The organism is Mycobacterium sp., from assembly GCF_049280035.1.
Lineage (GTDB): Bacteria > Actinomycetota > Actinomycetes > Mycobacteriales > Mycobacteriaceae > Mycobacterium.
In genome coordinates this window covers 1-3,022 of record NZ_JBAPPI010000662.1, presented here as the reverse complement: position 1 = coordinate 3,022, position 3,022 = coordinate 1, and the positions used below count along the sequence as shown (strand labels likewise).

General features: G+C 65.7%; 2 protein-coding genes and 1 pseudogene. All 3 read left to right on the top strand.

All coding sequences use genetic code 11. The features are described 5' to 3' along the window. Positions 1-774 (top strand): annotated as a pseudogene (locus WAN71_RS21285) (hypothetical protein); the annotation flags it as partial. Beyond that, positions 771-1,745: a glutamate ABC transporter substrate-binding protein gene (locus tag WAN71_RS21280; RefSeq protein WP_422227228.1), complete on the top strand. Its 975-nt coding sequence runs from the start codon at positions 771-773 to the stop codon at positions 1,743-1,745. The pseudogene WAN71_RS21285 and the gene WAN71_RS21280, both read left to right, overlap by 4 nt. After that, the coding region (locus tag WAN71_RS21275) for a serine/threonine protein kinase (RefSeq protein WP_422227227.1) at positions 1,745-3,022 on the top strand (1,278 nt) is incomplete at its 3' end. The genes WAN71_RS21280 and WAN71_RS21275, both read left to right, overlap by 1 nt.

Genomic DNA, 3,022 nt, shown 5'->3' with positions numbered 1-3,022 from the left:
GAAGCGCAGCGGCTCTATCGCGAGACGTCGAAGCGGGTGGACGACGAAACCACGGCCTCGACGCAGATCCCGGCGCCGGTCATTCTCGTCGTCTTCGCCACGGGGTTGTTCGGCGCGTTCTCGCACCGCTGGCTGGCCCGCCACACCAAACGGCGAATCAACCCCGGTCTTGTCGCCGGCGCACTCGCGATTCTCGTTATGGTGGTCTGGTTGGTCATTGCTCTTTGGATTTCCACCGGCGCTAGCGTTAGTGCCAAAAACACTGGGGCAGAGTCGCTGAAGACCATCACGGATCTGTCCATCAAGGCTCAGCAGGCCCGTGCCGTCGAGACGCTGTCGCTGATCCGGCGCGGGGACGAAGAGGTCCAAAAGCCCTCCTTCTACGATCGCATCGACGACATGCACAAGAAGCTCGACGAATATCTCGCTCGCCCCGACGCCGTCGACAAGGGCGACTTGCAGGGCGCCGATCAATTGCTCACCCAGTGGCGGAGGGCCGACGACCGGATCAACTCCTACATTTCGGTCGGCAATTATCGGGCCGCCACCCAGGTCGCGCTGGGCACCGGCGAGCACGACTCCACCCCCGCGTTCGATAAACTCGACCGCGCCCTGGGTAAGGCGATGGAGCAAAGCCGCAACCAACTACGCGACGACATCCTCAACGCGCGCCGCGGACTGGCCGGCGCAACGGTCGGCGGTGTCGTGCTCAGCCTGGGCGCGGCCGTCGCGGTCGCTCTCGGTCTGTGGCCGCGGCTGAGCGAGTACCGATGATCCGGCGCCCCGTCCGTATCCTGTGCGCCGCGCTGGCGATCGCCACGGTGTTGGCCGGGTGTAGCGAGTCGGGCGCCATGGTGGTGACGCCGGTGCCGACACTGCTGCCCCCGACACCGGCCCGTATGCAGGAGATGCCACCGAAGCCGCCCTTGCCGCCGGACACCTCCGCCGACAGTTGCAACCCCACCGCCAGCCTGCGGCCATTTGACAACCCGGTCGATGCCGACGCGGCGGTGGCGAACATCCGTGCCCGCGGCCGGCTGATCGTAGGCCTGGACATCGGCAGCAACCTGTTCAGCTTCCGCGACCCGATCACCGGTGAAATCGTCGGCTTCGATGTCGACATTGCCGGCGAGGTGGCGCGCGATATCTTCGGCACCCCGTCGCAGGTCGAGTACCGGATCCTGTCGTCTGACGAGCGCATCACCGCGCTGGAAAAGTCGGAGGTCGACGTCGTCGTCAAGACGATGACCATCACCTGCGAACGGCGCAAACATGTCAACTTCTCCACCGTTTACCTCGACGCCACCCAGCGCATCCTGGCGTCACGCGACTCCCCGATCACCAAGCCGCCCGACCTGTCCGGCAAGCGGGTCTGCGTCGCGAGAGGCACCACGTCCCTGCACCGGATCCGGGAGATCGCGCCGCCGCCGATCGTGGTCGAGGTGGTGAACTGGGCCGACTGTCTGGTGACGCTGCAGCAGCGGGAAGTCGACGCTGTCAGCACCGATGACTCCATCCTGGCCGGACTGGTGTCCCAGGACCCGTACCTGCACATCGTCGGACCCAACATGGGCACTCAGCCCTACGGCATCGGGATCAAGCTGGACAACACCGGGCTAGTCCGGTTCGTCAACGGCACCCTGGAACGCATCCGTCGCGACGGCACCTGGAACGCCTTGTACCGCAAGTGGTTAACGGTGCTTGGTCCGGCGCCATCCGCGCCGAGCCCGAGGTATGTGGACTGATGGCCGAGCAGCCGGTGGATCCGGAACGCCCAAATGGCGACGACGGCTTGCAGGACGGCGACGTCGCCCCGGGCACCCAGCCCGCCGACGCGACGGTGGATTCGTCATCGCAGGGCCGCCCGGTAACCACGCAGGCGGTCTTCCGCCCCGAATTCGACGATGACTCCGAAGCCACGTCGTTGCACATCCTCGACACCGAGCCCCAAGAACGCGTGAAGCCGGCACCGCGGGCGCCGGTCCGGCGGCTGGGCGGCGGCCTAGTCGAGATCCCACGGGTCCCCGACATCGACCCGATCGAAGCATTGATGCCCAATCCGGTTGTGCCGGAGTCGAAACGGTTCTGCTGGAACTGTGGGCGGCCGGTAGGTCGATCCGGCGCAGACGGCAAGGCCAAATCGGAAGGCTGGTGCCCTCACTGTGGAAGCCCGTATTCGTTTCTGCCGCAACTGAATCCGGGCGACGTGGTCGCCGGCCAGTACGAAATCACGGGCTGCATCGCGCACGGTGGACTGGGCTGGGTGTACCTGGCGCTCGACCGCAACGTCAACGACCGTCCGGTGGTGCTCAAGGGTTTGGTGCATTCCGGCGACGCCGAGGCCCAAGCGATCGCGATGGCCGAGCGGCGCTTCCTCGCCGAGGTGGTGCACCCGTCGATCGTGCAGATCTTCAATTTCGTCGAGCACACCGACCGGCACGGCGAGCCCGTCGGCTACATCGTGATGGAGTACGTCGGTGGGCAATCGCTCAAACGCCGCAAGGGCGAGAGGCTGCCCGTCGCCGAAGCCATCGCCTACGTGTTGGAGATCTTGCCGGCACTGAGCTATCTGCATTCCATCGGTTTGGTCTACAACGACCTCAAGCCGGAAAACATCATGCTCACCGAGGAGCAGCTCAAACTGATCGACCTGGGGGCCGTGTCAAGGCTCAACTCGTTCGGATACCTTTATGGCACACCGGGTTACCAGGCGCCCGAGATCGTGCGGACAGGCCCGACGGTTGCCAGCGACATCTACACGGTCGGCCGCACGCTGGCGGCTCTGACCTTGAAATTGCGCGCCCGCGGCGGCCGTTACGTCGACGGGCTTCCCGAAGACGACCCAGTGCTCGCCAAGTACGACTCGTTCGGCAGGTTGTTGCGTCGCGCGATCGATCCGGATCCGCGGCGGCGGTTCGCCAGCGCTGAGGAGATGTCCGGGCAGCTGTCCGGCGTTCTGCGTGAGGTGGTCGCCCAGGACACCGGTGTGCGTCGACCAGGCTTGTCGACGATCTTCAGCCGC